The following is a 25070-nucleotide window of genomic DNA, read 5'->3' as shown; positions in this document are numbered from 1 at the left end:
CGCTCGCGTCACCGAAGCTCTACGGTTAGTTACATGAGTAATGAACCACAGAAGCAACGAAGCTCGTGGAGACACCATTGATGGACGAGGGCCGACCTCTCTTCATCCAGATTGCCGAGATGGTCGAGAACTCGATCATCGACGGGACCCTCGTCGAGGAAACCCAGGTGCCCTCGACGAACGAGTTGGCGGCATTCCATCGCATCAATCCAGCGACAGCGGGCAAAGGCCTGGCAAAACTCGTTGCCGACGGCATCCTCTACAAAAAGAGAGGCATCGGCATGTTCGTCACGAACGGCGCACGGGATGCGCTTCGATTTCGACGACGAGACGACTTCGCACGACAGTTCGTCGAACCGCTCATCACCGAAGCGAACAAGCTCGGCATAGACCTCGACGAGTTGAAAATCATGCTCGACAAATGGGAGGAAGAAACATGATGGACCGTCATGATCTCAGCGTGGTCGACGACACCCCCGTCATCGCCTCGGCCCGAAATCTGACGAAACGATTCGGCGACTTCACCGCGGTCGACGGCGTCAGCTTCGACATCCGAGAAAACAAGATCTACGGACTTCTCGGACGAAACGGGGCAGGCAAGACGACCGTGATGCAGATGCTCACAGCGCAAAGCCGCCAATCATCCGGCGACATCGAAATATTCGGCAGTCGCCCGTACGAGAATGCATCCGCACTTGCGAAAGTCTGCTTCGCCAAAGAAAGCCAGAAGTACCCGGACGACTTCAAGGTTCGTCATGTTATCGACTGTGCGGCAAGGCTTCTCCCACATTGGGATCGACAGTTCGCAGAGGAGTTGATGAGCGACTTCGATCTACCTGCCGGCCGTAAGGTCAAGAAGCTCTCACGCGGCATGCTTTCCACGCTCGGGGTCGTAATCGGATTGGCGTCACGAGCACCGCTGACCTTTTTCGACGAACCGTATCTCGGACTCGATGCCGTTGCCCGCCACATGTTCTACGACCGACTTCTCGCCGACTACTCGCAGAACCCTAGAACGGTCATCCTGTCCACACACCTTATCGACGAGGTCAGCGATCTTCTCGAACACGTGCTCTTGATCGACAAGGGCACAATCGTGATCGACGCTGACGCGGAGGACCTACGCCAGAGCGCCTTCGATCTCTCCGGAACCGCCGACGCAGTGGACCGATTTCTGGGCGACCGCCGTGTATTGCATCGAGAATCGCTCGGGACCTTCGCACGAGTGAGCATCGAGCGTCAACTGTCCTTCGAGGATCGCTCACGAGCAGCATCACTCGGGATCGCGGTCGAGCCGTTGTCTTTGCAGCAGTTGATCATCCGCAACACCACCGCACCCGGCAGCGATTCGATGAAGGCATCGGATCCGACCGACAAGGAGTCGGCATCGTGAAACGAACTCTGAACGTCGCTCGAATGCACGCCATCGCATGGCCGTTGATCATCGGCTGGCCACTGGTAGTGCTCGCCATTTCGTTCGTCATCAGCTACACGATCTTCGCCCTCGTGCCCACAACCAACAACGAATATAACTTCACCGGATCCGTCTTCTCGATGTACGGGTTCGCCATCGGGTTCTACATCCAGGCCGTTACCCAGACGTTTCCTTTTGCGCTCGGAATTAGTGTCACTCGTCGAGAATTCTTCGATGCCAGCGCACTGGTAGCCCTCGTCCAATCAGCAGTTCTGGCAACGCTGGTGTACGTTCTCTCGATCATCGAAGCGGCGACAGGAGGCTTCGGGATCAAACTCCGAATGTTCGGAATCTTCCGCTATGCGACGGACGATCCGGCTCTGCAATGGCTCGGCATCTTCACCACTGTGTTGCTCGTCGCTGCGATCGGGCTTGTGGTCGGTGTCGTCTACCAGCGATATCGTGTCACCGGGATCTTCGGGCTCGGCCTGGCCTCGATCGTTCTCCTCGGAGGAGGCGCAATTGTGGTCACCTGGCAGCGGTGGTGGCCCGAGGTCGGCGACTTCTTCGTCGACACGCCCCGAATTCTGCTCCTGGTCGTCATTCCACTGGCGCTGACCGCAATCCTCGGGCTTGCAGGGTGGGCCGGACTCCGCCGAGCGACCGCATAGATCTCGCGCTGCTAGTTCGCGTCGACGCCGCGTTCGATCACGGTCATCACGGCGTCGACGTCGACGTTGTTCTCGACCAGATCCGCCAACAGGTCGAGTTGCTCCTCACGCAACCCAGCCACCGAAGTGTCCGCTGCTACGACAAAATCATTGCGTCCAGCACGAGCGGCCGCCCATCGGAGGACTTCTCTACGGAAGCAATCGGATTCGAGCACACCGTGCCAGTGCGTACCCATGACGGCCTCCCGCACACTCCCCTCCGGTCGGCCGTCACGATATCGAAACAGTGGCGTATCGCCACTGTGCGCGACGCGTCCGTGATGAATCTCGTAACCCGTGACATCACCGACGCCGAAAAACGGTGATTCCCCGTCCACGCCCGCAAGAACCTTGTCGCTCTCGAACTCGATATCGAGATCGAGTAATCCAAGTCCCGAAGCCCGAACATCCGCGGATTCGATTCCATCCGTAATCGTTCGACCGAGCATCTGATAGCCGCCACAAATTCCGAGAACCGGACGTCCAGCCTCCACCCGGTCGCTGATGGCCTCGGCCAAGCCAGTTTTCCGCAACCACTGCAAATCCGACAGTGTCGCTTTGCTGCCGGGAACGATGACCAGATCGGCGTCGGTCAATCGCGACGGCTCGGTCACCCAGTTGACCGAAACCCCAGGCTCGCACGCGAGTGCCTCGACATCAGTCGTGTTGGAAATCCGAGGTAGCCGCACGGCAGCGACACGCAACCACCGCGCCCCCACTGGCGGACGTGGCCTACCCACCGGGGCGTCCGCGACGACACCGAGCGAGTCCTCGGCATCCATCCATAGATCGTCTGCGTAGGGAACCACCCCATAAGTGGGCCTACCCGTCAAAGTTTCGAGCTGGACGAGTCCAGGGGCCAGCAACGACGGATCGCCGCGAAACTTGTTGATCACGAAGCCTGCGATCAACGCCTGATCAGCCTCGTCGAGTATCGCCACCGTGCCGTAGAGGTGGGCCAACACTCCCCCACGGTCGATATCCCCCACCACTATGACCGGAAGCCGTGCAGCCGTCGCCAACCCCATGTTCGCGAGATCCGTCTCGCGCAGATTGATTTCCGCCGGAGATCCAGCCCCCTCACAGATCACGAAATCGAAATCCCTGCGAAGCGAATCCAACTCGGCAGCGACCACAGCACGAAGCGACTGACGATGCTCGACGTAACTCGACGCCGATACATTCGCGACAGCGCGACCCCGAACCACCAATTGCGACGTCCGATCGCTCCCCGGCTTCAGCAATACCGGATTGAAACGCACACTAGGTTCCAGACCACAGGCACGCGCCTGAAACGCCTGCGCCCGCCCGATCTCTCCACCGTCCAGCGTCACCACAGAGTTATTCGACATGTTCTGTGCCTTGAACGGTGCAACCGACATACCTCTGCGTGCCAACAACCGGCACAAACCGGCGACGAGAACACTCTTACCCGCATCCGACGTCGTCCCAGCCACCAACAACGCGCCGCCGCGCCCCGCTCCACTCACAGCAGTCGGCTCATTCCGCAGGCTCCACTCACGGCAATCGGTTCATTCCGCAGGCTCCACTCACGGCAGCGTGAGGATCTCACTACCGGTCTCGGTGACCACCAAGGTGTGCTCGAACTGCGCAGTCCACTTCCGGTCGTGGGTGACCACCGTCCAGCCGTCGTCCCACATTTCGGCGTTAATCCCACCGAGATTGATCATCGGCTCGATGGTGAAGGTCATCCCGGGCTCGATGATCGTCTCGACCGACGGCTGGTCGTAGTGCAGAACGACGAGGCCGCTGTGGAACGTGGTGCCGATGCCGTGGCCGGTGAAGTCCTCCACGACGCCATATCCGAAACGGTGCGCGTACGACTCGATGACTCGGCCGATCACATTGAGCGCCCGACCCGGCTTGACTGCTTTGATTGCCCGCATCGTCGCCTCATGAGTCCGCTCCACCAGCAGGCGTGCCTCCTCCGACACATTGCCGGCGAGGAAGGTCGCGTTGGTATCGCCGTGCACTCCGTCGATATATGCCGTGACATCGATATTCACGATGTCGCCGTCCTGAATCACCGTCGAGTCGGGGATACCGTGGCAGATGACCTCATTGAGAGAGGTGCAGCACGACTTGGGAAAACCCTTGTAACCCAACGTCGACGGGTAGGCACCGTGGTCGATCATGTACTCGTGAGCGATCCGGTCGAGCTCGTCGGTCGTGACCCCGGGCGCTACCGCCTTGCCCGCCTCTTGCAGTGCCCGCGCAGCGATCTTGCTGGCAACACGCATCTTTTCGATGACCTCGGATGTCTGAACCCAAGGTTCGTTGCCCTCGTTCGCCGTCGGCTTCCAGGCATACTCGGGGCGTTCGATCGAATTCGGCACGGGCAGTGTGGGCGACACGACGCCTGGCACGAGTGGCTGACGTGGCTTGCTCTCGGCTTTCACAGACATGGCCTCAGCGTATGCGCTGTACATCGGCGTATGTGTAGTCGGTCCCCGGACCGACCGCGCATGTACCGACCTCGATGCGCCATCTATGATTCAGATCACTGAAGTTCGGAAAAGGAACTGATGTTTTGCGAAAGAGGTGACCATGCCGACCACCGACGTGCTGCGCCCGCGAGACGGTGATGCGCTTCGCGCAGAACTGCGGCAAATCGTGGCATCGTCCGGAGTGCCGGTGGTGTTCGGCGGTGAAGTGTCCGCCGGCAACACCTTGTATCTGAGCGAATTCCACGGCACCCGTACCAAGGGACTGGATGGACTGTTGATCCCGAGTAGATCCGGCCTCGGCGGTCGCGTCCTCGACCAGCAACAACCTGCGGCTGTCAGTGACTACGGAAGCTCGCAGTACATCACGCACGACTACGACCGACCCGTTCTCGGCGAGGGCCTGCGCTCCATCCTCGCTGTTCCGGTCGTCGTCGCAGGCGCCTCACGCGCAGTCATGTACGCAGCTGTCCGCGAACGCGGCCCCATCGGCGACCGAATTGCCGAGATGATGGTGAAGGCATCTCGACGGCTGAGTCACGAGATCGCCATCCGAGACGAGGTGGATATTCGCCTCAGATTGCTCGATTCCAGTGCCGGCGCGCAAGCCGGTTTCACCGGGCACTCGGCGGCCACCGCGGAATTGCGCGACATCTACGCGGAACTGAGAACGCTCGCGAGTACGACGTCCGATGCGTCTACTCGCGCCGAGCTGAGAATGCTGTCGGACCGAATGGCGGAGTCGCTTCGATCGACGGACCAGCAGCCCGACACCGAGGTCCGACTCTCGGTTCGCGAGATCGACGTCCTGGCCCAGATCGCCCTCGGATGCACCAATGCCGAGACAGCGCAGCGGTTGTCACTCGGTCCGGAGACAGTCAAGTCGTACCTTCGCACCGCCATGAACAAGACGGGCGCCAGGACCAGACATGAAGCAGTGGTCACCGCGCGGCGCCGCGGGTTACTGCCCTAGTAGTTCCCCTAGTAGTTCCCCCTAGTAGTCGCCCCTAGTAGTCCCCCCTAGTAGTCGAGGGGCAACTGCTCGAACATTTCCCTGGTGACCGCCACCGCGTTGTCGGAGCTTCCGCCGCGAACGACGAGGGTCGCGAATGCCAGGTCACCTCGGTAACCGACGAACCACGCGTGCGAACCGCCCTCGACCTCGGCCTCCCCCGTCTTGCCGTACACCTCGCCTTGATCGGCGATCCGCTCGGCGGTACCACTGGTGACGACCGAGCGCATCATCCCTCGAAGCCCGTCGACCATCAGCGGCGAAATCGGTGGATGGTCGCCCTCGATCCGGGTTTCCCGGCCCACGATCAGATTCGGTTCCGGCGTCGATCCGTGCGCCACGGTGGCAGCCGCAAGCGCCATTCCGAACGTCGAGACCACGACCTTGCCTTGACCGAATCCGTCCTCGGTGCGCTGGACCAATTCTTCGGCCGGTGGCACCGACCCGGAATCGGTAGGCAATCCCACGACGTCGTAGTCCGGACCGACTCCGAACTGTGACGCTGCCACGGTGAGCGCGTCAGGTTCCATTTCGCTGGCGAGCTTGGCGAAGGACGTATTGCAGGAGCGAGTGAACGCGGTTCCCATCGATACGTTCCCGAGTGCGAATTCGTTGTAGTTCGGGATGCTGCGTTCGCCGATCTCGATGCGCCCCGGGCACGGCACCGTCGTGTCCGGCGTCGCGAGTCCCGACGATATGGCAGCGCCGGCTGTGATGATTTTGAAGGTTGACCCGGGCGGGTAAAGCCCGGCGGATGCAACAGGACCGTCGCGATCGGCTTCCTTGTTCTGGGCAACTGCAAGAATCGCCCCCGTGGACGGCTGAATTACCACCATCATGGCTTGTTCGATCCGCGCGTTCACCGCATTCTGTGCTGCCACCTGAATGTTGCGATCGAGGCTGATGGACACCGAGGGCGCGGGTTGCGAAGGAGTGTCGGTCAGTACGTCGACGTCGACCCCGTTCCGGTTCACCGTGACCACGCTCCACCCGGCTTTACCGTCGACCTCGTCGATGACGGTTTTCTTCACCTGAGAGATCAAATCGGGGGCGAACGTCGGATCGGTCGTGAGCAGATCGGACTCGCCGGAGACGGTCACTCCCGGAAGTGCTGCCAGCGACGCCGAGACGGTCTCGTAGTCCTCGGCGCGGAGCAGGGCAACTGGATAGTCGCCCTTGGTCGATGTCGCCGACTCTACGATGCTTTGCGCCGAGATACTCGAATCGAACGGCGCGAGAATGGATGCCAACCCGGTCGCGGACGAAACGATGTTGCCGGATTCTTCAGCGTTCACCTTGACGCGGTGCACCACACCGGGCACCAGGACGTCCGACCCCGACCTCTCGTTGACGCGTGCCCGCGGTGGCGACGTCGAGCGCAATTCCATGGTCTGGGTGTCACCGAGCCCCGGGTGAATATCGGTCGACGTCCACCGCACTCCCCAATTGCCGTCGGCGCGGCCCATTTGCAGTTCTCCGTCGTAGGACCAGACTCGGTCCTTGGGAAGGTGCCATTGGTAGGTGTAGCCGACCAGCGCTGTGTCACCATCGACGCGCACCGAAGTCGTACGGGCATCCATGGATTCGGCTTGCAGGTTCTGCCAGGTATCGGCCAACGCTTCTGCCGCCGATTCGGGAAGATCGGTCTTCGCCGAGGCCGCTTCGATGTCGTTCGAAGCGAAGGCCGCCAGAAATTCCTGAGCTGCAGGTTCGGGACCATCCGGTGCGGGGGTACACCCAACGGCAGTTCCGACGACGAAGACACACACCAGTGCTGCCACCGCGGGTCGTCGAACGCGCCGCATATCCGAGAACCTCATCGCGCTCATCGTAGTTCGGCGAGAGCGCGCGCGAGCGTAGCGAATCGCGCTCTAGTCCAGAAGGACTGTGGTGAACGTGGCGACCTGCTCGAGGCCGATACGGCTGTACGCGCGGCGCGCGGGCCAATTGAAGCTGTTGACGTACAGGCTGGCGATACGACCGCTGCGCACCACGGAGTCGACGACGGTGGCCGTACCCGCCGATCCGAGGCCCTGCCCACGGTAGAGCGGGTGCACCCACACACCTTGAATCTGACCGACCGATGCGGACTGCGATCCGACTTCGGCCTTGTAGATGACTTGTCCGTCCTCGAATCGCGCCCAGGCTCGGCCAGCGGCGATGAGACTGGCGATCCGACGGCGATAACCCCTACCACCGTCGTTTGCCTGTGGATCGACACCGACTTCCTCGATGAACATAGCGACGGCCGCACTGAGGTAGACGTCGAGTTCGTCCGCGTGCACAAGTCTGACCAGTGGGTCGGGCGGAAATACGGAATACGTCGATGTCGCCAGCAATGGTTGCTCGCTGCGCAACTCGCGCGGGGCACCCCAGTCGGGTTCGAGCATCTCCCATAGCGGCAACGTCAGTTCAGCGCGGCCGACAAGCGAAGAGCACATTCGCGGACCACGACAGGCACGGTCGGCGAACGATCGCAGATCATCGACCGAACCCAGAAGTGGAACGAGATTGGCACCGTAGAAACACAAGGACTCGTCCGGGCCACCTCGACTCCACATCTCGCCGTGGAACGATCGCGGGTCGAGCCCCGAATCCTGCACTCGCGCGGCGATCATGCACGAGGCAACCGGGTCGGCGTCGAGGACACGGAGAACTTGCGCCGTGTCCTTCCCACTCAGTGGCTTCGCGCCCAGGAGTTTGAGCACTTACGCCACCTCCTCGACCAACGCATCCACTGACATAGAAGACCAGATTGCCAGACTTACGTGCAGAAGTGTGACAATCAGCTGACCGTCACGACAGGGGTGCCTGCATCCGCACCCTCATCATCTTCGAATTCTTCGGCGATGCGCATTGCTTCCTCGATCAAGGTCTCGACGATCTGAGCTTCGGGAACCGTTTTGATGACCTTGCCCTTGACGAAGATCTGCCCTTTGCCGTTGCCGGACGCCACGCCGATATCTGCATCCCGAGCTTCACCGGGTCCGTTCACCACGCACCCCATGACCGCAACCCGAAGTGGGATCTCCATGCCGTCGAGCCCGGCGGTGACCTCGTCGGCGAGCTTGTATACGTCTACCTGAGCGCGGCCGCACGACGGGCAGGAGACAATCTCCAGCTTGCGTGGGCGGAGGTTGAGCGACTGAAGAATCTTGTTTCCGACCTTGATTTCCTCGGCCGGTGGCGCGGAGAGCGACACTCGAATCGTGTCGCCGATCCCACGAGAGAGCAACGCCCCGAACGCCACCGCAGATTTGATGGTGCCCTGGAATGCGGGTCCGGCTTCTGTCACTCCGAGGTGCAGCGGATAGTCGCACTGCGCAGCAAGTTGTTCGTAGGCAGCGACCATGACGACGGGATCGTTGTGCTTGACCGAGATCTTGATGTCTCCGAAGCCGTGCTCCTCGAACAGTCCGGCTTCCCACAACGCCGATTCGACGAGCGCCTCGGGTGTGGCCTTGCCGTACTTGTCCATCATCCGTTTGTCGAGCGATCCAGCATTGACGCCGATCCGGATGGGAATGTTGGCCTCGCGGGCTGCCTTCGCGACCTCTTTGACACGCCCGTCGAACTCCTTGATGTTGCCGGGGTTCACACGAACGGCTGCGCAACCGGCATCGATCGCCGCAAAGATGTACTTGGGTTGGAAGTGGATATCGGCAATGACCGGTATCTGGCTCTTCCGGGCAATGATGGACAGCGCGTCGGCATCCTCTTGTGTGGGGCATGCCACGCGAACGATGTCGCATCCCGACGCCGTCAACTCTGCGATCTGCTGCAGTGTGGCGTTGATGTCGTGGGTCTTGGTTGTGGTCATCGACTGCACCGAGATCGGGTGGTCACTGCCGACACCGACGGTGCCGACCTGCAGTTGACGAGTCTTACGTCGAGGAGCGAGTACGGGAACCGGCGGCGCCGGCATTCCCAATCCGACTGACACAGTCACTTCGTTGCCTTCTTCCCTAGCTATGAGCACGAGTGTATCTAGAACAATCGGATCGGGTTCACGATGTCCGCCGTGAGAGTGAGCAACATGTACGCGCCACCGATCACGATCACCACATACGTGACGGGCATCAACTTCATGTAGTCGACAGGTCCACCATTCGGCAGACCACGACGCCTGCGGAAGAAATTGCGGATCCGCTCGTAGATGGTGACGGCCATGTGTCCACCGTCGAGAGGGAGCAGCGGCAGCAGGTTGAAAATGCCGAGGAAGAAGTTCAGGCTCGCGAGCAGCAGTACGAATACCGGCCACAACGACCTCTCCACCAGTTGCCCACCGATCACGCTGGCCCCGACCACACTGATCGGTGTTTCCGGGTCTCTGACCCCTCCGGTGACCGAGGTCCACAAGTCCGCGACCTTGCTCGGCATCTGCACCAGCCGGTGTGCAGTCTCGACGAACATGTCGCCGGTGAACGCGAACGAAGCAGGTATCGCCGCGAGCGGGTTGTACTGGGTCGGATAGAAGTATGCGAGTTGAAGGCCCACCGCGCCCACGGTTGTCGACTTACGCCCGGTCTCGGTGCCGTCGCGTACCCAACGCTGGACTTGCTGGATCTGTACCGGAAACGTCAGCTCACGCCCATCACGTTCCACGACGAAGTCTGCGGTTCCGGATAGAGGCTGCGTGGCTGCGACGACATCGGAGAAGTCTGCAGTCGGAGTGCCGTTCACCGAAACGATGACGTCACCTTCACGAATACCCGCTGAAGAGGCCGGACTGGGTCCACTGCACTCCGGGTAAGTGAGATCTTCGTTCTGGGTCGCGGTCACACAGGGCATCTCGCCCACCATCGCGTCGCTCGGCTGATTGAGATTCGGCAGTCCCCAGCCCACAGCGAGCGTGAAGATGAGCAGGAAACCGAGAACGAAGTTCATCGCTATTCCGCCGAGCATGACGACGAGACGCTTCCACGTCTTCTGCCGATACATCGCACGCTCGACCTCGTCGGGCGCGAGCTCGTCGATCGCGGTCATCCCGGCGATGTCACAGAAACCGCCTGCCGGTATCGCCTTGAGTCCGTACTCCGTCTCACCCCGCCGAAAAGAGAACACCTTCGGACCGAAGCCGATGAAGAAGCGTCGAACCTTCATGCCCGTAGCGCGGGCGGTCAACATGTGGCCGGCCTCGTGCAGGGCGATGGACACCGTGATTCCCAGGGCGAACAGAATGACGCCGAATGCGAACACCATCTACGTTTATTCCTTCTGATTCAAGAGTGCGCGGGCCTGAAGACGAGCCCAGGAATCGGCTTCGAGTACCTCGTCCACGGTAGTGGGAGTGGCAGTCCACTCGCTGCTGCCTGCCCCGAGGACCTCCTTGACGGTGTCGACGATCCGTGGGAATTCGATACGGCCGGCGAGGAACGCCTCAGCGGCGACCTCGTTCGCGGCGTTGTAGACCGCCGTCATGCAGCCCCCGAGAATCCCCGCCTCACGCGCCAGTTGGACAGCCGGAAACACTCGATCGTCGAGCGGTTCGAAATCCCAGGAAAACGCGGTTGTGAAATCGAGCGGGCGGGCAGCATTCGCCACCCGGTTCGGCCATCCCAATGCGAGCGCGATCGGCAGACGCATGTCGGGCGGGCTCGCCTGCGCGATCGTCGATCCATCGAAGAAGGTGACCATCGAATGCACGATCGACTGCCGATGAACCGTGACGTCGATCCGCTCGTATGGGATACCGAACAGCAGATGGGTCTCGATCAGTTCGAGCCCCTTGTTCACCATCGTCGCGGAGTTCAGCGTATTCATCTGCCCCATCGACCAGGTCGGATGCGCCGCTGCCTGCTCGGGAGTGACGGATTTCAACTCCGCCTCCGACCAACCGCGGAACGGGCCGCCCGACGCAGTCAACACCAGGCGCTCCACCTCCTCGGCTCGGCCACTTCTAAGGCACTGCGCAAGAGCAGAATGTTCGGAGTCCACTGGGACTATCTGCCCGGGAGCCGCAGCCCTGAGGACGAGCTCCCCGCCCGCGACCAACGATTCCTTGTTCGCCAGGGCCAGCGTCGCTCCGGATTTCAACGCCGCGAGTGTCGGCTCCAGCCCTCGCGAGCCCACCAAAGCGTTCAACACGACGTCCGCCTCGACCGACTCCACGAGTTCGGTGACGGCCCGATCGCCGGTAAGGACGTTCGCCAGTTCCAATTCGGCACCCGCATTCGGGTCTGCGACCGCGACGAAAGAGACACCGGTATCGCGGATCTGACGTCCGAGCAGGTCTATATTGCGACCGCCTGCAGCGAGCCCGACCACCTCGAACAATTCGGGATTGGCAGCGATCACCTCGAGGGCTTGGGTTCCGATGGAACCGGTGCTGCCCAGGAGCAACACCCGGACAGGACGCGATACTGGAGGTGTTCGATGCTCGGGCACTCGTTCATTGTTCCTGATCGACTCTGAGAGTCACCTGTGCGGCCGCCATCCGTGGCACGCTGGGCTCTCATGGAGCTCACCTATCCCGAGATCGGCGGCACCAAGGGCCGGATGCCCGCCGGCTACCACCATCTCGATCGTCGAGTACACATCGGCACCGGACGCGACGCATTCGAAGCAGCAGCCGACGCCCTGTCGGGATGGCAGATGCATCGAAAGTCGGGACTCGGGGTCGACGCGTCGACCCCGACAGCCGAGGCGGACACCGTCGTCGTGCTGACGCTGGGTCGGATTCGGATTCCCTGCCGCGTCGTTTACCTCATCGACTCTCCCGATCGACGGGGTTTCGCATACGGCACCCTGCCTGGGCACCCGGAGCAGGGCGAGGAGTGCTTCGCCGTCGAATTCGATCCCACGAACGACGCCGTCTTCGCGCACATCCGCGCGTTCTCACGACCCGGTCGCTGGTTCACTGCACTCGGCGGACCTGTCGGAAGATGGGTCCAGAAACTCTTCACCGACAGGTACCTGGCCGCGTTGCGCACGTACGCAGCATGACTTCTTCACCGCGTCAGCTACTCGCGCCCCTACTCGCTACTACTGCCGGTCGTATGCCAAACTAGGTGCGCACACGCATGCCGGACTTTCGGCTGCACCCTGACCCGAGAGGATCGACCGGTGGCACAAACCGAACTGGACCCCGCTTCGTACGACCCGGTCGAGTACACCCATGAGGACATAGCCGAGGTGCCCTCGGCCAATTGGGGCTGGAGCGGCGAGTCGAACAAGGCGATGCGGATCGCCGCGATCGGCGTCGCGGTCTTCCTGCTGCTCATGATCCACGGAAACCACACAGGCGAGATCGAAGACCTGTACCTCATCGGCTTTGCCATTGCGCTCGTCGGCATCGTAGTTCGCGACATCGTCGTTCGCCGGAAGCCGCGATAGCACGCAGAACCAAAAGAACCCGATAGCTGCTCGGCGCAGCTATCGGGTTCTTTTTTGCGCTACTAGTCAGTTCTCAGCGGCGAGCTGACCGCAAGCGGCAGCGATCTCCTGACCGCGAGTATCACGGACGGTGCACGAAACACCTTGCGCAATAACTCTTCTCACGAATTCACGTTCGACGGGCTTCGGGCTGGCATCCCACTCGCTGCCCGGGGTCGGGTTGAGCGGAATGAGATTGACATGCACTCTCGATCCGAGAGCCTTGTGCAGTTTCTTGCCCAGCAGGTCCGCGCGCCACGGCTGATCGTTCACATCTCTGATCATCGCGTACTCGATCGACACTCGACGACCGGTCTGATCCGCGTAGTATCTCGCCGCCGACAGCACTTCGGCCACCGACCACCGGTTGTTCACGGGCACGAGGGTGTCCCGCAACTCGTCGTCCGGAGTATGCAGCGATACTGCAAGCGTGACGGACAAGCCCTCGTCGGCGAGTTTGCGAATAGCAGGTGCCAGACCAACGGTCGATACAGTCACCGACCGCTGCGACAGGCCGAGCCCATCGGGCGCAGGCGAGACGATCTTGCGCACAGCGGAGACGACGCGCTTGTAGTTGGCCAAAGGCTCACCCATCCCCATGAACACGACGTTCGACAGGCGGCCTTCGCCTCCGGGCACGGCGCCGTCACGTAGATCCGCCGCTGCCGATCGAACCTGGTCGACGATCTCGGCAGTGGAGAGGTTGCGATCGAGTCCAGCCTGCCCGGTTGCGCAAAACGGGCAGGCCATCCCGCAACCGGCCTGACTCGAGATGCATAGCGTCGCCCGATCCGGGTACCGCATCAGGACGCTCTCGAGCAGCGTGCCGTCATTGGCCTTCCACAGCGTCTTCCGGGTGTCGCCGTCGTCACACGACAAGTGCTTGATTGCCGTCAGCAGTGGCGGAAACAGATCTGCTCCGACCTTTTCCCGGATCGCTGCAGGAAGGTCCGTCATTTTGGTCGTATCCGCTTCGAGCCTGCCGTAGTAGTGGCGTGCAAGTTGGTCGGCACGAAAGGCAGGCAACCCGAGATCCTTGACTGCCGATTTCAATCCTTCGCGATCCAGGTCAGCGAGGTGTCGTGACGGCATGCCGCGACGGCGATCCGCGAACACCAGCGGCAGTGTCGGCCTCGTCCGCGGGCGGGCGCTCTCGGCTGTGGATTCGTCGGCGGTCATAGCAGAATCACTCATAATAAATCCAGTGTCCCACTACTGGGCACTTCTCTCCTATTCAGCGCGCAGTTTCCAGCCCCACAGCGAGGGGTAACCGAACGGCAGCAGCTGGACGCATTCGACAACCCGTGGGCGAACGAATCTCACAAAGTCCACACCCAGAGGCGACGGCACCGACGGAACGTTCGCAGACAAGTTCACAGACAAGGGAGCCGTCCCCACGACTCTCGGCGAGACCTCTCCCACAGCGCACCCGACCCAGAAGCGGTTCGCGACACCTGCCCGCCGACGGGGACCTCACCGGACGATGTTGCGCATACCAAAGCGGCTGCTAGCTGGACCGGGCTGGTCGTGGGCGCCCTCATCCTGATAATGCCGCCGATCTTCATCCTGCAGAACCTGGACTCGGTACCTGGCAACATCTTCGCCCGGCCGCTCGACTTACCGCTCGGCGTCGGTCTGCCTCCTTCGGCCCTCGCGTGGCCTTGGTCATGGCTCTCGTGGGAGGGGTTCGCATCCTCGAGGTCAGGCGTGCAGCGAAACGCAAGTAAAGTAACCCGCGGTGAACAGAATGCACAGAACATGGCAACGCCGTACTGAATCGATAATGTCGGTCGTGCCCGATCTCACCGCAAGGAGCCCGACGTGACCACTTTCATGGAGACCCCAGTGACATTTGGCGTAGCACCGGAACGAGCACGCTCGTGGTTGCTGGTACCCGCTACCCAGCCCGAGGCATTCGCGACCGCAGCCGCATCGGAGGTGGACGCGGTGATTCTCGACATCGAGGACGCTGTGGCACCGCATGCAAAGCCTGCGGCACGCGACGCCGTCGTCGCGTGGCTCGAAGCGGGCAATTCGGCTTGGGTACGCATAAACGACGCGACCACGCCGTTCTGGGCAGACGACCTCGAAGCACTCTCCGGCCTTCGCGGCTTGGCAGGCATCATGCTCGCGAAGACCGAGAGCGGCGGCCAGGTCGATGCCACGGCCGCACGAGTAACAGCTGGGACACGCATACTTGCTCTGGTGGAATCTGCAGTCGGCCTCGAGGCGACGCCCGAGATCGCTCGCGCGCAGTCCACTTTCCGACTGGCCTTCGGCAGCGGCGACTTCCGTCGCGACACCGGGATGAGCGACGAACCGCTCGCCATGGCGTACCCACGCTCACGGCTGGTGGTGTCGAGTCGCGCTGCACGCCTTCCCGGACCCATCGACGGCCCGACGCTGACCGCCAACGACAGTATCCTGGCTCGCGATTCGGCCCTGACCGTCTCGATGGGCATGACCGGAAAGCTGTGTATGCACGCGGAGCAGGCCCCCGTCGTCAACCGCGTGCTCGCTCCAGCCCCAGGAGATGTCACCTGGGCCGACGAGGTCATCGACATGCTGGGCATCGATGGCGTGCACGTGAAGGACGGCAGCGACCTGCCGCGCCTTGCCAAGGCACTCAAAATTCGCGAAGCAGCAGGAATCTTCGGCATCACGGCCGAGAACAACCCCGCTTAAATCAGTTCGAGTCCAACAGGCTTGGGTCGGGAGTGAACTCGATATCGCACATCGATACTCAGGCCGGGGATGCTCCGAGCAGCCCTGGCCGCTGTGCGTGCCGTGAATTCGATACCCAGTACCGCATCCAGGGTCGCCCGATCAGCGAACTCCCAGCGAGTATCTACCCGGGTCAGATCGAAACCCTGGGCTGCGAAGAACGATTCGACGGCCGCACAATCGTAATTCGGTAGGTCCGCCCGCATCCAGTCACCGTAGGGCGATGCCCCGAGGTCGAGGTCCACCACGACGAGCGTTCCGCCAGGCCGGAGCACACGCATCGCTTCCGACACACCGCGGCCGCATCCGGGCCCGAAGAAATAAGCTGTACGCGCGTGCACGATATCCGCCGACGCGTCAGCGAGCGGCAACGCCTCGGCACTGCCCGACACGACCTCTACGTTCTCCAGCCCGAGAACTCGGGTCCGCGCCGCATCCACCAGAGGGCCATGCGGCTCGACACCCACGACTCGGTGAGCACGCGAGGCGAACAGCGGCAGATGGAAACCGGTGCCACATCCCACATCGACGATGGTCCGGCCGTCCCAGGGCGCGATCCTCTGCAGTTCCGCAGCTATACGCCCGTCGACATCCTGAGCACGATTCTCCGACTCGTAGACCTCGGGCCAATGCCAGATGTTGGGGCTCGGAATCGAGCGAAACTTCGGAGGCATCATCGGTATGTCAGAGAAGGACTGTGAAGATCAACCACGCGACGAACGCCGACGGCAGAAGCGAGTCGAGGCGATCCATGATGCCGCCGTGGCCCGGCAGCAAGGTCCCCATGTCCTTGATCCGAAGATCTCGCTTGACCTGAGATTCGATGAGATCGCCCAGCGTTCCGGTCACCACGAGGACCACGCCGAGCAGAACACCGATCATCGAGTTCGCATCGAGAATGAGTGTGACAGTGAGCAAGCTGCCGATGACACAGAAAAGAAGTGACCCAGCAAGTCCTTCCCACGACTTCTTAGGACTGATCGCGGGCGCCATAGGATGCTTACCGAACAGCACTCCCGCGACGTAACCGCCGACATCCGAGCACACGACGGCAATGAGAAACACCAGAACGCGGCCTGCGCCGTCATCCTGCAGAACCATCAGTACCGCGAAGGATGCCAGCAGGGGCAGCCAACACGCCACCAGGATGGTGACCGCAAGTTCGCGAAGATAGTTTTTCGGCGCCGAACCGAGGCCCTGCTGCAGCAGCAGCCAGACCATGCACACCAGAACAGTGCCTGCGGTAGCGCTCAGCACGCCGGTGGTTCCCCAGGGCCAGCCGAGCCAAATTATCGCTTGACCACCCACGATCAACGGAATCCGCGGAACGAGCACTCCGGCTTCACGAAGACGCCTCGCCACCTCATACGTTGCGATAGCGAGCGCGACTGCAACAACGCCGATCCAAACCAACGGCGCGAACACCATGATCAAAATCAGCGAGATACCCAAGCCACCGCCCACCGCAATCGCGGCCGGCAGATTACGACCCGCTTTGCCCGTCGCCTTCGGCACCGACACCCCTATCGCCTTCGGTGCCGACTCCCCTGGCGTCGACGGGTCGGGTACGGCAGAGCCCAGTGGCCGTTCCGATCCCACCACGACGCCATCTCCTTGCTTCATCATTTATTGTCCGACTCTTCCGGGGGAATCAGACCTCCATCAAGTCCGCTTCTTTACGCTTGACCAATTCGTCGATCGACACCGTGTACTTCGAGGTGGTCTTGTCGAGCTCGTTCTCGGCCCGTAGCACCTCGTCTTCGCCCGCCTCGCCATCTTTCTGAATACGCTTGAGCTCTTCCATCGTCTTTCGACGCACATTGCGGATCGACACCTTGGCGTCTTCACCCTTGCCCTTGGCCTGCTTGACGAACTCGCGGCGCCGCTCCTCGGTCAGCTGCGGAATGCTGATACGAATGAGGTTGCCGTCGTTCGTCGGGTTCACACCGAGATCGGAGTTGCGTATCGCAGTCTCGATCGGCCCGAGCTGTGCAGGCTCGTACGGCTTGATCACTACCATCCGGGCCTCGGGGACACTGACACTTGCCAGCTGGGTAATTGGCGTCGGGGAACCGTAGTACTCGATCACAATGCGGTTGAACATGCCCGGATTCGCCCTGCCGGTTCGGATGGAAGACAGATCGTCGCGGGCAACGGTGACCGCCTTTTCCATCTTTTCCTCGGCGTCGAAAAGCGCTTCGTCTATCACGGCTTGACCTCCATCGTCTTTGCTGATGATCCAGCATGTTCGAGTACGTGCTCGGAAACGATCACGATGTGACCAGTGTTCCGATCTTCTCACCAGCGACAGCGCGTGCGATATTCCCTTGGATGAGCAGGTTGAACACCATGATCGGCATCTGATTGTCCATGCAGAGACTGAAGGCGGTGGCGTCGGCGACCTGTAAGCCTTTTTCGATGACCTCACGATGGGTGATCGATTCGAACATCGTTGCGTCAGGGTCGAGCCGCGGGTCGGCCGAATAGACGCCGTCGACGGCCTTCGCCATCAGCAGCACCTCGGCCCCGATCTCGAGTGCACGTTGCGCCGCCGTCGTGTCGGTCGAAAAATACGGCATACCCATGCCCGCGCCGAAGATGACTACTCGGCCCTTCTCGAGATGGCGGCGCGCGCGCAGCGGCAGATAAGGCTCGGCGACTTGTCCCATCGTTATCGCGGTCTGTACACGGGTGGCCACACCCTGCTTTTCCAGAAAATCCTGCAAAGCAAGACAGTTCATCACAGTTCCGAGCATGCCCATGTAGTCGGAGCGGGAACGGTCCATTCCCCGCTGCTGCAGTTCAGCACCCCGAAAAAAGTTGCCGCCGCCGATGACGACAGCGACCTGAACTCCGGTGGCTACGACCTCGGCAATCTGCTCGGCAACGTTGGTGACGACGTCAGGGTCGAGACCTACTTGGCCTCCTCCGAACATCTCTCCACCCAGTTTGAGCATCACTCGCTTGAATCCGGGCCTGTCGGTGGCGGGATCGGTCATAACTCTCCTCGGTTCTCGCCGGTCGATTGCGCACGGTGAATCAAGGGCCCCCAAAGGCACCCAATACCCATATCCTGCCTTATCGAGGCCGCCACGGACTAAACACCCGGCTCACGTGACTCATCGTGGCGTGGGGTGGGGTGCCGCGGCAGCAAAATGAAAGAAGCCGTCCGCTCGACCGAAGTCGAACGAACGGCAACCTCAAAAAATCTGCTCGGTATCCGCTATCAGCTTGCGCCGACCTCAAACCGAACGAAGCGCGTGATCTTGACGCCGGCCTCGTCGAGGATTGCCTTCACGGACTTCTTGGAATCCTGAACCGACGACTGCTCGGTGAGCACGACATCCTTGAAGAATCCGTTGACACGGCCTTCGATGATCTTGGGGAGTGCCTGCTCTGGCTTGCCCTCTTCGCGAGCGGTTTCCTCGGCGATACGACGCTCGGAGGCGAGGATGTCCTCAGGAACCTCGTCACGCGTGACGTACTTGGCCTTGAGCGCGGCAACCTGCATCGCAGCACCGCGAGCAGCCTCAGCAGCGGCCTCGCCCTCACCCGTGTATTCGACGAGAACGCCGACAGCCGGCGGCAGATCCGCGCTGCGCTTGTGCAGGTAGATCGCAACCGGGCCGTCGAACGAGGCAACTCGTCGTAGTTCGAGCTTCTCGCCGATCTTGGCCGACAGCTCGCCCATCGCCGCGTCGACGGTCTTGCCGTCGAGCGTCAGTGCCTTCAATGCCTCGACGTCTGCAGGCTTGCCTTCAGCGGCAACAGCAGCAACCGAGTTCGCGAATGTCTGAAACTCTTCGTTCTTGGCCACGAAGTCGGTCTCGGAGTTGATCTCGAGTAGCACGCCGCCCTTGGCGACGACGAGACCTTCGGCGGTGGACCGCTCGGCACGCTTGCCGACGTCCTTGGCGCCCTTGATGCGTAGTTGCTCGACGGCCTTGTCGAAGTCTCCCTCGGCCTCGGCTAGAGCGTTCTTGCAGTCCATCATTCCGGAGCCGGTGAGCTCACGGAGCCGCTTTACGTCAGCGGCGGTGTAGTTCGCCATGTTGAGCGAGCCTCCTCGAATGCTGTGGGTGGGCAGAGCGTAAAAGTTCTCGGATACCGAAGAAAAGGTCCCGACAGGCGTGGGTCACGCCTATCGGGACCCCTCGATCAAGCCTGTGTTGCTGGTGCTTCTGCGGCCGGTGTTTCTGCTGCAGGTGCTTCAGCGGCAGGCGCGTCAGCATCGGCAGCGGGTGCCTCTGCTGCAGCTTCCTGCGTCTCAGCCGCTGCGGGCGAAGCCTGTGCAAGCTGCTCTAGCTCCCACTCTGCGAGTGGCTCGCCTGCACCGACCTCGGGCTTCGCATCGGTAGCGGTGTTGAGACCCGCCCGAGCCTGTACGCCCTCGGCCACTGCAGATGCAACGACCTTGGTCAGCAGTGCTGCAGAGCGGATTGCATCGTCGTTGCCCGGGATCGGGTAGTCGACGACGTCAGGGTCGCAGTTGGTGTCCAGGATCGCGATGACCGGGATCTTCAGCTTGCGAGCCTCGCCGACAGCGATGTGCTCTTTGTTGGTGTCGACGATCCAGATGGCCGAAGGAACCTTGGCCATGTCACGGATTCCGCCGAGAGTGCGGTCCAGCTTGGTCATCTCACGCGTCAGCATGAGGATTTCCTTCTTGGTGCGTCCCTCGAAGCCACCGGTCTGCTCCATTGCCTCGAGCTCCTTGAGGCGGATGAGACGCTTGTGGACCGTCTGGAAGTTGGTGAGCATGCCACCGAGCCAGCGCTGGTTCACGTAGGGCATACCCACGCGAGTTGCTTCAGCGGCGATGGACTCCTGAGCCTGCTTCTTGGTGCCGACGAACAGAACCGTGCCACCGTGGGCGACGGTCTCTTTGACGAACTCGTAGGCCTGATCGATGAAGGTCAGAGTCTGCTGCAAGTCAATGATGTAAATGCCGTTGCGGTCGGTGAAGATGAAACGCTTCATCTTCGGGTTCCAACGACGGGTCTGATGTCCGAAGTGTGTGCCGCTGTCGAGCAGCTGCCTCATAGTTACTACAGCCATGGCTGAATAACTCGCTTTCGTTTGCCGGTTGACGCAGAGTGTCGTTCGACCCCTGCCCTGGCGACCGCTGGTTGCCGAACCCACTCGAAAAAAAAGTGGGACCGTCGACAACCGGGTATGTGGCTTCCATTGTCGAAATGGCTGCCTCAAGACGCGGACGCGCGAAGTCGACCCGTGCGGACACAGGTCGCTCCGACAGTGTACGGCCTGAAAGCCGCAGCTCATAACCAGGGCGGAGGTCAAGGGACGAAGAGATATGTGGACAAAACTTCACTCCGTCCACAGGCCGGACAAACGGCACCCTGGACAATTGCTCGAACCGACATCCTGAACACCATGAAAGTCCTGGCAGCAGCCCTCGTGATCGCGCTCATCTCGGCCGCCGTCGGCCTGGCCGACGCCTCCCCGGCCGGGGCCTCCCCTCCGACCCCTTCGCAAGCATTTCGCTGGCCGTTGTCGCCGCGACCGGCAGTGGTCACCGCTTTCGACCCTCCCGAGCATGACTGGCTCCCGGGCCATCGCGGCGTCGACCTGGCAGGGAGCTCCAACCAAGCAGTACACGCAGCAGGGCCTGGCACAGTCGTATTCGCGGGCCGAATAGCAGGAAAACCCGTGGTTTCGATCGACCACCCAGGTGGACTTCGCACCACCTACGAACCGGTGACCTCGTCGGTCCACGCCGGAATGCGGGTCAGAGCCTCAGAAGTTGTCGGCACGCTCGAACCAGGCCATCCCAGCTGCAGGGAAGTGTGTCTGCACTGGGGTGTGCGACGAGGCCGGGAGTACCTCGACCCGTTGGCGCTGGTCCACTTCACACCGATTCGACTCAAGCCTCTTCACGCGAATTAGCTCGAACGAGGTTCGACGACAACCGAATTCGAATGGTCCCACGATGCGAGAGGCAAACCTGCGTGAGCAGGCCGCACCCGGATCAGCGCCAACTCGGACCCGAATGCCGTCCGGATGCTGCCGGGAAGTCATCAGCCACCATCGCCGCAAGCTCGACGAATGCGGAGCGTGTCTGCGGACGAAGAAGGTCCAGATCGACCACGGCCCCCTCTGCCAAATGCTCGTCGAACGGTACGACGAGCACTGCGCGGCACCGTTCCAAGAAATGCTGAGTCAGCAAGTTCATATCGATTGCGGAAGAACCAGGCCGAACCGAACTGATCACGACCACTGTGCGCTCGACCAGGTGCCCATAACCGTGCAACTGAAGCCAATCGAGCGTGGCCGCTGCGCTACGCGCGCCATCGACAGCGGGTGAGGAGACGAGCACGAGTGCATTTGCCAGTTGCAGCACGCCGTTCATCGCCGAGTGCATGATGCCCGTGCCGCAGTCGGTCAAGATCAAGTTGTAGTAGACCTGGAGCATATCGATGACGGAACGGTAGTCCTCTTCGCCGAACATCTCCGATGCCGCAGGATCACGTTCTCCGGCAAGAACTTCCAATCGACTCGGCGCCTGAGAGGTATGCGCACGAATGTCGGAATAGCGTCGAATGTTGGGAGCATCCGCCAGTAGATCGCGCACTGTCGACGAGGTCTGACGCGGAACCCGTTCACCCAGAGTTCCGAAATCGGGGTTCGCATCGACTGCGATGACGCAATCACCACGCAGCGACGCGAAAGTAGACCCGAGGCCCAGGGTCGTCGTCGTCTTGCCGACACCCCCTTTGAGCGAAAGAAACGCGATGCGATAGTCACCCAGGACCGGTTGCCTTATGCGCTCCACTTGGTTGCGGTAGCGCTCCTCCGCGGTCGATTCACCTGGATTGATCACCCCACCGGTAAGTCGATGTACACCCTTGCGCCAGCCCGACGACGAAGTGCGCCGCGGACGCTTGAGAAGCGTGTCGGGAGCAAGATCCTGGCTGGTCGGCTGGTACTGCGCTCCGAAAGGCTGATTCGGCCCCGGTGTTGCACCGAAGGCCGGCTCACCAGGCGGATATCCACTGGGGTTCTGAACCTGCTGAGAACGGGCGGCAGAAGGACCCGACCACGGTGGGGTCCAGTCATCGACGCGGCCGTTGCGAACAGGCTCGGGAATTACTTGCGAAGGTGGGGTGTAGCGCGGTGGCGACTGGCGATCGGCCGACCGACCAGATTGCCACGGAGGTACCTGCCGGTCGTCGGCCGCGGGTTCGCCGCTGCTCGAACCCGAGTCAGCGGACGATGCCTGTGTCCACACCGGCTCGATCGGCGAGGAGTTCGATCGAAAAGGATGACCAGAATTCGACTGGGCACGGATCGACCACGCGGCGCTGGCGCCTTGGGGTTGTTCGCGGTCCACGGTCCCCCCGTATCCGGATTTCGACTTCAGCTTTGGACTCCACAGCAGTTTTCGAACTGAGCTGCAGTTACGCAACACAATACTTTGCGTGCGGTTTGTTTCGCCACGACGCTACCAAACTCGCCAGTAACTGGCGTTGCTCACGCTCGCGGATGCGCTTGGTCGTGTACCGCCCGCAATCGCTCCACCGACACGTGAGTGTAGATCTGAGTGGTTGCAAGGGATGCATGCCCGAGCAACTCCTGCACCACCCGAAGGTCGGCACCGCCCTCGAGAAGGTGGGTGGCCGCGGAGTGGCGCAACCCATGCGGCCCGATGTCGGGCGCACCAGGTACCGCCGACACGACCTCGTGCACAGCGGTCCGGGCCTGGCGGGGATCTATACGTGCGCCTCTGCGACCCAGCAGCAGCGCACGCCCCGAACGATCGTTCAACAGCGCCGGACGCCCGTGCAACGACCAAGCCTCGAGGGCATGCGCCGCCGGAACTCCGTATGGAGCCGAACGCTCTTTGTCACCCTTTCCGATCACTCGGACCACTCGTCGACCGGTATCGATATCGTCCAGATCGAGTCCGCACAGCTCGCCGACTCGGATTCCGGTGGCGTACAACATTTCCACTATCAGGCGATCTCGCAGTGCAAGTGGATCCAGCTCTGCCGCTCCGGTTTGGGCCTGGGTCAGCGCCTCGGAGGCTTGACTCTGCTTGAGAACCGAGGGCAGTGAGCGCCGGACCGCCGGTGTTGCCAAACGCAGCGCTGGATCGGAGGTCATGCGGGCACTACGAGTGAGCCATGCGGTGAAGGCGCGAGCCGAAGACGTTCGTCTGGCCATCGACGTTCTAGCGGATCCGTGCCGAGCCTGATCCGCCAGCCAGGACCGGAGTACCCGCAGATCGAGGTCGGCCAGCGTTGCCGACGCGTTACGTCGGATGAGATGGCGGAGCAACGACTCTGCATCGGCCACGTATGCGCGCACGGTGTTGACCGATCGATTGCGTCCGATTTCGAGATGCTCGGCATACTCCTCGAGGTGTACGCGCAACGTCGGTGGGAGCTCGTCGTCGGCCATTCACACAGCCTTACCGCTGCACTGAAGGGGAGCAACCAGCCGCGCCGGACATCCCAACTGGTTTATCCGCCGAGACGCGACGTCCATCGCTCGCGGTCACGCTTCGGCCTCGGCCAACTCACGCTTCCACACGCGGAAGGTCTCCTCGGTGCGCCCCCGTCTCCAATAGCCGGAGATCGAGGCCCACTCGGCAGGAACACCTCGGTCCTTACGCACGTAGCCACGCAGATTGTGCATCACTGCCTGCGCTTCGCCATGAATGAACACCTGAGCCTGGCCCGGTAGCCATTCGGTGTTTCGAACGGCCTCGATCAGCGGTGAGTTGTCCCCGGCCTTGTCGTCACCGACTTCGCCGGAACCGGCCCCGCGGTGAATCCACGTGACGTCCACGAGCGCAAGCGTCTCCATGTAGATTTCGTCCTTGCGGTCCGACACCTCGACGAACACCTTCGCAATCGCATCTTCCGGCAGTGCCTCGACCGCAGCGGAGATGGCGGGGATAGCAGATTCGTCGCCGGCAAAGAGATGCCAATCCGCCTCTGGACGCGGCTTGTAAGCGCCGTTGGGGCCATACAGGCCGATGCGGTCGCCTGCCTTCGCGTTGGCCGCCCAAGGTCCGGCAATGCCCTCGTCACCGTGGACGACGAAATCGATCGCAATCTCGCGAGCATCGACATCGACGGAGCGGACCGTGTAAGTGCGCTTTACTTCCTCGTCCTCCGAGCCGAAGGCGAGCTTCACGTACGAGTCGGTGAAATCGACCGGTTGGAAGTCGTCGAATCCTGGATCGCCGAGATACACCCGTTGCATGTGCGGTGTCAGTGATTCCGTACGGAGGACGGTCAGGACGGTTTTGCGTCGTGCCACTTTTCAGCCTTTCCGAGCTGTTGACATAGTTTTACTGCCTAGAAGAGTAAGTGTTACCTAACACCCTACCGTTTCCGGCAGTT

At 61.6% G+C, this 25070-nt stretch carries 26 protein-coding genes; 9 read left to right on the top strand and 17 right to left on the bottom strand.

The genetic code is table 11. The features are described from left to right. The first annotated feature begins 77 nt into the window (after positions 1-77). From QMK32_RS13960 to QMK32_RS13950, 3 genes are read left to right on the top strand one after another with little or no spacing between them, the layout of a single operon-like run. On the top strand, positions 78-440 hold the full coding sequence (locus tag QMK32_RS13960) for a GntR family transcriptional regulator (RefSeq protein ID WP_283475862.1): 363 nt from the start codon (positions 78-80) through the stop codon (positions 438-440). Next, complete coding sequence (locus QMK32_RS13955) at positions 437-1393, top strand: ABC transporter ATP-binding protein (RefSeq protein WP_283475649.1); 957 nt, start codon at positions 437-439, stop codon at positions 1391-1393. Before QMK32_RS13960 ends, QMK32_RS13955 begins: the two co-directional genes overlap by 4 nt. After that, positions 1390-2085, top strand: a complete 696-nt coding sequence (locus QMK32_RS13950) for an ABC transporter permease (protein ID WP_283475647.1) — start codon at positions 1390-1392, stop codon at positions 2083-2085. Before QMK32_RS13955 ends, QMK32_RS13950 begins: the two co-directional genes overlap by 4 nt. A gap of 11 nt (positions 2086-2096) precedes the next feature. Here the strand turns inward: QMK32_RS13950 and QMK32_RS13945 are convergent, their stop codons facing one another. Further along, complete coding sequence (locus tag QMK32_RS13945; RefSeq protein WP_283475646.1) at positions 2097-3614, bottom strand: cobyric acid synthase; 1518 nt, start codon at positions 3612-3614, stop codon at positions 2097-2099. A 60-nt stretch (positions 3615-3674) separates the two neighbouring features. Next, on the bottom strand, positions 3675-4550 hold the full coding sequence (map, locus tag QMK32_RS13940) for a type I methionyl aminopeptidase (protein WP_283475644.1): 876 nt from the start codon (positions 4548-4550) through the stop codon (positions 3675-3677). 142 nt (positions 4551-4692) lie between these two features. Here map and QMK32_RS13935 point away from each other — a divergent pair, with 142 nt between their 5' ends. After that, positions 4693-5562: a LuxR C-terminal-related transcriptional regulator gene (locus tag QMK32_RS13935; RefSeq protein ID WP_283475642.1), complete on the top strand. Its 870-nt coding sequence runs from the start codon at positions 4693-4695 to the stop codon at positions 5560-5562. A gap of 47 nt (positions 5563-5609) precedes the next feature. Here QMK32_RS13935 and QMK32_RS13930 read toward each other — a convergent pair whose 3' ends face one another. The 5 genes from QMK32_RS13930 to dxr all read right to left on the bottom strand — a co-directional run bounded on the left by QMK32_RS13930 (position 5610) and on the right by dxr (position 11988). After that, positions 5610-7406, bottom strand: coding sequence for a penicillin-binding transpeptidase domain-containing protein (locus QMK32_RS13930; protein WP_502943626.1), 1797 nt, complete (start codon positions 7404-7406; stop codon positions 5610-5612). Positions 7407-7472: 66 nt separating this feature from the next. After that, positions 7473-8309 carry a GNAT family N-acetyltransferase gene (locus QMK32_RS13925; RefSeq protein WP_269303532.1) on the bottom strand — a complete coding sequence of 279 codons (837 nt, stop codon included), beginning with the start codon at positions 8307-8309 and terminating at the stop codon, positions 7473-7475. A gap of 77 nt (positions 8310-8386) precedes the next feature. Beyond that, positions 8387-9526 carry a flavodoxin-dependent (E)-4-hydroxy-3-methylbut-2-enyl-diphosphate synthase gene (gene ispG / locus QMK32_RS13920; RefSeq protein ID WP_283475861.1) on the bottom strand — a complete coding sequence of 380 codons (1140 nt, stop codon included), beginning with the start codon at positions 9524-9526 and terminating at the stop codon, positions 8387-8389. 62 nt (positions 9527-9588) lie between these two features. Beyond that, complete coding sequence (locus QMK32_RS13915; RefSeq protein ID WP_283475640.1) at positions 9589-10803, bottom strand: M50 family metallopeptidase; 1215 nt, start codon at positions 10801-10803, stop codon at positions 9589-9591. 6 nt (positions 10804-10809) lie between these two features. Continuing rightward, positions 10810-11988, bottom strand: a complete 1179-nt coding sequence (dxr, locus tag QMK32_RS13910) for a 1-deoxy-D-xylulose-5-phosphate reductoisomerase (RefSeq protein WP_349307566.1) — start codon at positions 11986-11988, stop codon at positions 10810-10812. Positions 11989-12057: 69 nt separating this feature from the next. Between dxr and QMK32_RS13905 the strand changes: the two genes are divergently transcribed. Together QMK32_RS13905 and QMK32_RS13900 are read left to right on the top strand one after the other, a co-directional pair. Then, positions 12058-12546: a DUF1990 domain-containing protein gene (locus QMK32_RS13905; protein ID WP_283475639.1), complete on the top strand. Its 489-nt coding sequence runs from the start codon at positions 12058-12060 to the stop codon at positions 12544-12546. A 120-nt stretch (positions 12547-12666) separates the two neighbouring features. Further along, positions 12667-12936, top strand: coding sequence for a DUF2631 domain-containing protein (locus QMK32_RS13900; protein WP_283475638.1), 270 nt, complete (start codon positions 12667-12669; stop codon positions 12934-12936). A 66-nt stretch (positions 12937-13002) separates the two neighbouring features. Here QMK32_RS13900 and rlmN read toward each other — a convergent pair whose 3' ends face one another. Beyond that, complete coding sequence (gene rlmN / locus QMK32_RS13895) at positions 13003-14154, bottom strand: dual-specificity RNA methyltransferase RlmN (protein ID WP_283475858.1); 1152 nt, start codon at positions 14152-14154, stop codon at positions 13003-13005. A 348-nt stretch (positions 14155-14502) separates the two neighbouring features. Here rlmN and QMK32_RS13890 point away from each other — a divergent pair, with 348 nt between their 5' ends. Beyond that, positions 14503-14751, top strand: coding sequence for a hypothetical protein (locus QMK32_RS13890; RefSeq protein WP_283475636.1), 249 nt, complete (start codon positions 14503-14505; stop codon positions 14749-14751). Between the two features lie 57 nt (positions 14752-14808). Beyond that, on the top strand, positions 14809-15660 hold the full coding sequence (locus QMK32_RS13885) for an HpcH/HpaI aldolase/citrate lyase family protein (RefSeq protein ID WP_283475856.1): 852 nt from the start codon (positions 14809-14811) through the stop codon (positions 15658-15660). Here the strand turns inward: QMK32_RS13885 and QMK32_RS13880 are convergent. The 6 genes from QMK32_RS13880 to rpsB all read right to left on the bottom strand — a co-directional run bounded on the left by QMK32_RS13880 (position 15657) and on the right by rpsB (position 20757). After that, positions 15657-16373 (bottom strand): class I SAM-dependent methyltransferase, encoded by a 717-nt coding sequence (locus QMK32_RS13880; protein WP_502943600.1) that lies wholly within the window; start codon positions 16371-16373, stop codon positions 15657-15659. The genes QMK32_RS13885 and QMK32_RS13880 overlap by 4 nt on opposite strands. 10 nt (positions 16374-16383) lie before the next feature. After that, positions 16384-17322, bottom strand: a complete 939-nt coding sequence (locus QMK32_RS13875) for a phosphatidate cytidylyltransferase (protein WP_502943625.1) — start codon at positions 17320-17322, stop codon at positions 16384-16386. Positions 17323-17350: 28 nt separating this feature from the next. Continuing rightward, the gene (gene frr, locus QMK32_RS13870; protein ID WP_269303526.1) at positions 17351-17908 is read right to left on the bottom strand and encodes a ribosome recycling factor; all 558 of its coding nucleotides are present in this window, start codon (positions 17906-17908) and stop codon (positions 17351-17353) included. Between the two features lie 61 nt (positions 17909-17969). Continuing rightward, entirely contained in the window at positions 17970-18698 is a 729-nt protein-coding gene (gene pyrH, locus QMK32_RS13865; RefSeq protein WP_084348606.1) for a UMP kinase, read from the bottom strand. A gap of 227 nt (positions 18699-18925) precedes the next feature. Beyond that, positions 18926-19750, bottom strand: coding sequence for a translation elongation factor Ts (gene tsf / locus QMK32_RS13860; protein ID WP_269303524.1), 825 nt, complete (start codon positions 19748-19750; stop codon positions 18926-18928). A gap of 107 nt (positions 19751-19857) precedes the next feature. Then, positions 19858-20757, bottom strand: a complete 900-nt coding sequence (gene rpsB, locus QMK32_RS13855) for a 30S ribosomal protein S2 (protein ID WP_283475628.1) — start codon at positions 20755-20757, stop codon at positions 19858-19860. A gap of 336 nt (positions 20758-21093) precedes the next feature. Between rpsB and QMK32_RS13850 the strand changes: the two genes are divergently transcribed. Beyond that, on the top strand, positions 21094-21606 hold the full coding sequence (locus tag QMK32_RS13850) for a murein hydrolase activator EnvC family protein (RefSeq protein WP_283475626.1): 513 nt from the start codon (positions 21094-21096) through the stop codon (positions 21604-21606). An 82-nt stretch (positions 21607-21688) separates the two neighbouring features. Here QMK32_RS13850 and QMK32_RS13845 read toward each other — a convergent pair whose 3' ends face one another. From QMK32_RS13845 to QMK32_RS13835, 3 genes are all read right to left on the bottom strand, one after another. Further along, positions 21689-22807, bottom strand: coding sequence for a MinD/ParA family ATP-binding protein (locus tag QMK32_RS13845; RefSeq protein ID WP_502943623.1), 1119 nt, complete (start codon positions 22805-22807; stop codon positions 21689-21691). Positions 22808-23190: 383 nt separating this feature from the next. Further along, positions 23191-24120 (bottom strand): tyrosine recombinase XerC, encoded by a 930-nt coding sequence (locus QMK32_RS13840; RefSeq protein WP_283475623.1) that lies wholly within the window; start codon positions 24118-24120, stop codon positions 23191-23193. A gap of 96 nt (positions 24121-24216) precedes the next feature. Beyond that, positions 24217-24987, bottom strand: coding sequence for a siderophore-interacting protein (locus QMK32_RS13835; RefSeq protein WP_136169288.1), 771 nt, complete (start codon positions 24985-24987; stop codon positions 24217-24219). Positions 24988-25070: the final 83 nt, after the last annotated feature.

The sequence above is a fragment of the Rhodococcus sp. H29-C3 genome (assembly GCF_030063405.1).
GTDB lineage: Bacteria > Actinomycetota > Actinomycetes > Mycobacteriales > Mycobacteriaceae > Rhodococcoides.
The sequence above is the reverse complement of the archived record's forward strand: the minus strand, read 5'-3'. Positions and strand labels throughout refer to the sequence as shown.

Excerpts from the sequence above, each read along its gene's own strand:
- QMK32_RS13840 (WP_283475623.1), bottom strand. The coding sequence starts at position 24,120 with ATGGCCGACGACGAGCTCCCACCGACGTTGCGCGTACACCTCGAGGAG.
- QMK32_RS13915 (WP_283475640.1), bottom strand. The coding sequence starts at position 10,803 with ATGGTGTTCGCATTCGGCGTCATTCTGTTCGCCCTGGGAATCACGGTG.
- ispG (WP_283475861.1), bottom strand. The coding sequence starts at position 9,526 with ATGCCGGCGCCGCCGGTTCCCGTACTCGCTCCTCGACGTAAGACTCGT.
- QMK32_RS13880 (WP_502943600.1), bottom strand. The coding sequence starts at position 16,373 with ATGCCTCCGAAGTTTCGCTCGATTCCGAGCCCCAACATCTGGCATTGG.
- QMK32_RS13930 (WP_502943626.1), bottom strand. The coding sequence starts at position 7,406 with ATGCGGCGCGTTCGACGACCCGCGGTGGCAGCACTGGTGTGTGTCTTC.
- QMK32_RS13955 (WP_283475649.1), top strand. The coding sequence starts at position 437 with ATGATGGACCGTCATGATCTCAGCGTGGTCGACGACACCCCCGTCATC.
- tsf (WP_269303524.1), bottom strand. The coding sequence starts at position 19,750 with ATGGCGAACTACACCGCCGCTGACGTAAAGCGGCTCCGTGAGCTCACC.
- QMK32_RS13850 (WP_283475626.1), top strand. The coding sequence starts at position 21,094 with ATGAAAGTCCTGGCAGCAGCCCTCGTGATCGCGCTCATCTCGGCCGCC.
- QMK32_RS13935 (WP_283475642.1), top strand. The coding sequence starts at position 4,693 with ATGCCGACCACCGACGTGCTGCGCCCGCGAGACGGTGATGCGCTTCGC.
- QMK32_RS13905 (WP_283475639.1), top strand. The coding sequence starts at position 12,058 with ATGGAGCTCACCTATCCCGAGATCGGCGGCACCAAGGGCCGGATGCCC.
- pyrH (WP_084348606.1), bottom strand. The coding sequence starts at position 18,698 with ATGACCGATCCCGCCACCGACAGGCCCGGATTCAAGCGAGTGATGCTC.
- rlmN (WP_283475858.1), bottom strand. The coding sequence starts at position 14,154 with ATGACCGCCGACGAATCCACAGCCGAGAGCGCCCGCCCGCGGACGAGG.
- map (WP_283475644.1), bottom strand. The coding sequence starts at position 4,550 with ATGTCTGTGAAAGCCGAGAGCAAGCCACGTCAGCCACTCGTGCCAGGC.
- QMK32_RS13875 (WP_502943625.1), bottom strand. The coding sequence starts at position 17,322 with ATGAAGCAAGGAGATGGCGTCGTGGTGGGATCGGAACGGCCACTGGGC.
- rpsB (WP_283475628.1), bottom strand. The coding sequence starts at position 20,757 with ATGGCTGTAGTAACTATGAGGCAGCTGCTCGACAGCGGCACACACTTC.
- QMK32_RS13885 (WP_283475856.1), top strand. The coding sequence starts at position 14,809 with ATGGAGACCCCAGTGACATTTGGCGTAGCACCGGAACGAGCACGCTCG.